General features: G+C 75.0%; 1 protein-coding gene. It reads right to left on the bottom strand.

Annotated elements, in window-relative coordinates:
• The coding region (locus tag SACPADRAFT_RS32725; RefSeq protein ID WP_198048310.1) for a type I polyketide synthase at positions 1 to 4,868 on the bottom strand (4,868 nt) is incomplete at both ends.

Here is a 4,868-nt window from a genome sequence, read left to right as displayed (position 1 = left end):
GGTACCGACGGCCCGGTCGAACAGGTCGAGCGCGGCGGCGTTGGCCAACGGGCGCACCCCGGCGCGGGCGAGCCTGCGCCGGTCGGTGTCGGCGAGGTGCCCGGCCATGCCGCTGTCCTGTGCCCACAGCCCCCATGCCAGGGAGACGGCGGGCTTGCCGGCGGCGCGGCGGCGCTCGACCAGGGCGTCGAGCGCGGCGTTCGCGGCGGCGTAGGCGCCCTGCCCCGCGTTACCGAGTAGTCCTGCGGCGGCCGAGAAGACGACGAAGGCGGTGAGGTCGCCGGTGAGCTCGTCGAGGTGGCGGGCGGCGTCCACCTTGGGCGCCCAGACCGTGGCCAGCTGCTCGTCGGTCAGCCCGGTGACGACGCCGTCGCCCAGCACCCCGGCGGCGTGGACCACGGCGGTGACCCGGTGCGTGTCGAGTAGCGCGGCCACGGAGTCGCGGTCACTGACGTCGCAGGCCACGACGTGCGCCACCGCGCCCAGCTCCGCCAGGTCGGCGACGAGGTCACCGGCCGCGCCACTGCGGCTGGCCAGGACCAGCTCCCGCACGCCGCGGCGCGCGAGGTGGCGGGCGAGCGCGGCGCCGAGCGTTCCGGTGCCGCCGGTGATCAGTACGGAGTCGTCGGGGCCGAGGACCGGAACACCGGCGTCCTCGACGCGGACCAGGCGCGGCACCTCGACCACGTCCCGCACCCGCACCCACGGTTCACCGAGCGCGACGGCCTGCCCGAGATGCTCCGCATCGACGGTGCCGGCCGCATCGACCACGACGATCCGGCCGGGGTGCTCGGCCGCGGCGGAGCGGCCCAGACCGCCCGCCGCCGCACCGGTCTCGGTGGTGCCGTCGACGAGCAGGACGAAGTCCGAGTCGCCGCTGAGCAGTTCCTGCACGCGCGTGACGATCTGAGCGAGGTCACCCTCGGCGCGGACGAGGGAACCGGCGAACGGGGGCGCCGCGACGACCGGCGCGGGTACCCAGTCGACCGCGTGCAGCGGCTCGGAGTCGGGGGCCAGGTCGGGCAGCGGCCGGAGGGTGAGAGCTTCGGCGGTGAGGACCGGGCGGTTGCCGCCGTCGAACGCCGTCACGCTAAAGCCACTGGAGCCGCTGAAGCTGTTGTCGCCAGCGGGAGCGATGCGGACCCGCAGGGCACCGGAGCCCGTGGCGTGGCGGGTGACGCCCGTCCAGGAGAACGGCAGCCCGGCGGCCTCATCTTCGCCGCGCCAGCCGAGGGATGCGGCGTGCAGGGCACTGTCGAGCAGGACCGGGTGCACCCCGAAGCCGGTCACGTCGGTCGTCTCGGAGGTCGAGGCGGCCTCGGCGAAGATCTCGTCGCCCAGGCGCCAGACCCGGCGCAGGCCCTGGAAGGCGGGGCCGTAGCTGAGGCCCGCGACGGCCAGGTCGGGGTAGAGGTCGTCGAGGCCGACCTCCTCGGCCCCCGGAGGTGGCCACTCGCCCGGGACGGCCGCGGTGGCGGGGACGCCGAGCACTCCGGTCGCGTGGCGGGTCCAGTCGCCGCCGTCGGGACGGGCGTGGATCTCCAGCACGTCGGTGACCGACACCTGGACGTCGACCCCACCGTCCGCGGGGAGCACCAGCGGCGCGGCGAAGGTCAGCTCGGCGAGGGCGTCCCGGTCGGCGGCCAGCAGCGCCATGTCGAGCAGTGCTGTACCCGGGACGACGACGTGGCCGGAGACCACGTGGTCGGCCAGCCACGGGTGGGTGGCGGTGCTGATCCGTCCGGTGAACAGCAGCCCCCGCCCGCCGGGGAGCGTGGTGGCGGCGGCGAGCAGCGAGTGGTCGGTCGCGGTCAGGCCCGCGGCGCCGACGTCACCGGCCGCCGGGCTCGGGGTGGGCCAGTAGCGCTGCTCCTGGAAGGGGTATGTCGGCAGGTCGACGCGCTGCCCGGGCGCAACGGCCGCCCAGTCCGGGGTGACGCCCGCGACGATCAGTTCCCCCAGCGACAGCAACGCGCGCTCCAGGCCCCCCGCATCGCGCCTGAGCGATCCCACGGCGGTGACGGAGTCGGGCAGGGCCATCGTCAGCACCGGGTGCGGCGAGCATTCGACGAAGGTGTCGAAGCCGTCGGTCACCAGGGTGGTGACCGCGTCGGCGAACTCGACGCTCGCCCGCAAGTTGCGCACCCAGTAGGCGGCATCGAACGTCGAACCGTCCTCCTCCCGGCCGGTCACGGTCGAGCGGATGGGGACGGTCCCGGCCACGGGGCGCACCGGAGCGAGAGCGGCGAGCAGGTCGTTCTCCAATTCGTCCACCTGCGCGGAGTGCGAGGCGTAGTCCACGGCGATCCGCGTGACGCGGACCCCGTCGGCCTCACCCGCCGCCATAAGCCCGTCCAGCGCCGCGGGCTCGCCCGAGACCACCACCGCCGAGGGCCCGTTGACCGCGGCGACCGACACCCGGTCCCCGAATCCGGCGATCCACTCCCGGACCCGTGCCTGGTCCGCGGCGATCGACACCATCCCGCCGCGCCCTGCCAGCCGCAGCAAAAGCCGCGACCGCAGCGCCACGATCCGGGCACCGTCCTCGAGAGACAGCGCACCCGCCACCACGGCGGCCGCGATCTCCCCCTGAGAATGGCCGACCACGGCCGCGGGCTCGACACCCCACGACCGCCACAGCTCGGCCAGCGACACCATCACGGCCCACAACACCGGCTGCACGACGTCGACCCGCTCCAGCAGGTCCGCATCACCCAGCGCGGCATCGAGCGAGAAGTCGGTGAAGGCGCTCAGCGCCGCACCGCACTCGGCCAGCCGCTCGGCGAACACCGGCGACTGCTCCGCCAGCTCGTGGGCCATCCCGGCCCACTGGGAACCCTGGCCGGGAAACACGAACACGGTCCTGCCCGCGGCGCCCGCAGTGCCCTGCACCAGCAACGGGTGCGCGACACCGTCCGCCAGGGCCGACACCGCATCCGCGCCGACCGCGACCGCCCGGTGCTCCATCCGCGCACGGGTCGTCGCCAGCGAATGGGCGAGGTCGGCGGCGGGCAGCGAGGGCAGCACCGTGCTCAGGCGCGCCGCCTGAGCACGCAACGCCTCCGGCGTCCGGGCCGACAGCACGAACGGGACTGGGCCACCCGGCCCGGCCTCGGCGGCGGGCCCGGGCAGCGGATCGCCCTGCTCCAGGATCACGTGGGCGTTCGTGCCGCTCATGCCGAACGACGACACGCCCGCGCGCCGGACACGCTCCCCCGCGGGCCACGGCCTGGTCTCGGACAGCAGCCGCACGGTCCCGGCGGACCAGTCGACGTGGGTGGTCGGGCGTTCGGCGTGGAGGGTGCGGGGCATCGAGTCGTGGGACAGCGACAGCACCATCTTCATGACTCCGGCGACGCCCGCGGCGGCCTGGGTGTGGCCGATGTTGGACTTCACCGATCCCAGCCACAGCGGCCTGCGCGGATCGCGCGCCGAGCCGTAGGTGCGCAGCAGTGCCTCGGCCTCGATCGGATCGCCCAGCACGGTACCGGTGCCGTGCGCCTCCACGACGTCCACATCGGACGCTTTCAGGTCGGCGTTGGCGAGGGCGGCGCGGATGACCCGCTCCTGTGCGGGCCCGTTCGGGGCGGTGAGCCCGTTCGACGCACCGTCCTGGTTGACCGCCGAACCACGCAGCACGGCCAGGACCCGATGGCCCTTGGCACGGGCGTCGGACAGGCGCTCGACGACCAGCACCCCCGCGCCCTCGGACCAGCCGGTGCCGTCCGCCTCGTCGCCGAAGGCCCTGCAGCGGCCGTCGGCGGACAGGCCGCCCTGCTTGGTGAACTCGGTGAACGTGCCCGGGGTCGGCATGACCGTGACGCCCCCCGCCAGGGCCAGGTCGCACTCACCGGAGCGCAGCGCGCGGGCCGCCCAGTGCAGGCCCACCAGCGACGACGAGCAGGCCGTGTCCACCGAGACGGCCGGGCCCTCGAAGCCGAGCGCGTAGGCGATCCGGCCGGAGGCGACGCTGACGGCGTTTCCGGTGAGCACGTGCCCGCTGACGTCCTCGGCGGCGGAGGAGAGCAGCGACACGTAGTCCTGGCCGCTGATGCCGGTGAACACCCCCGCCGGGGTGCCGCGCAGGCCCTGCGGGTCGATTCCGGCGCGCTCCAGAGCCTCCCAGGCGACCTGGAGCAGCACGCGCTGCTGCGGGTCCATGGCGACGGCCTCGCGCGGGCTGATGGCGAAGAAACCGGCGTCGAACGCCGCGGCGTCGAGGAACCCGCCCCGGCCCTCGGCGTCCCACCCGCGGTCGGCCGGGAACGGGCCGACGAGGTCGCGGCCGTCGGCGACGGCGTCCCAGAGCTGCTCGGGTGTGGCGATGCCGCCGGGGAACCGGCAGGCCATGCCGACGATGGCGACCGGCTCGTCGACGGCGACGGCGGCCGCAGCCTCATCGGCGCCGTGTCCGGCCAGCTCGGCGATGATCCGCTCCACGAGTGCGCGCGGGGTGGGGTGGTCGAAGACGACGGCGGCCGGGAGCGCGAGGCCGGTGGCGGCGGTGAGGGCGTTGCGAAGCTCGACGGCGGTCAGCGAGTCGACACCGAGATCGCGGAAGGTGCGGTCGGCGGCGACGGCGTCGTCGGCGTTCTCGGAGGTGTAGCCGAGGACGTCGGCCGTGGTGGCACGAACGAGATCGAGCAGGGCCACGGCCCGGTCGTCGCCGGTGAGGGCCAGCAGGTCGCCCGCGCCGCTGCGCACGGTGGCCGGGGCTGTGGGGGTGAAGCGTTCCAGCAGGGGGCTGGGCCGGCGGGCGGTGAAGGTCTCGCAGAAGCGCGGCCAGTCGACATCGGCGACGACGAGGTGCGCGCGGGCGGTGCGGTAGAGGGCGGTGAGCGCGCGAGCCGGGGCGAGCGGTCGCAGAC

The sequence above is a fragment of the Saccharomonospora iraqiensis subsp. paurometabolica YIM 90007 genome (assembly GCF_000231035.2).
Taxonomy (GTDB): domain Bacteria; phylum Actinomycetota; class Actinomycetes; order Mycobacteriales; family Pseudonocardiaceae; genus Saccharomonospora; species Saccharomonospora paurometabolica.
Note: the sequence above shows the minus strand (reverse complement) of the source record. Positions and strands in the feature narration are given on the sequence as shown.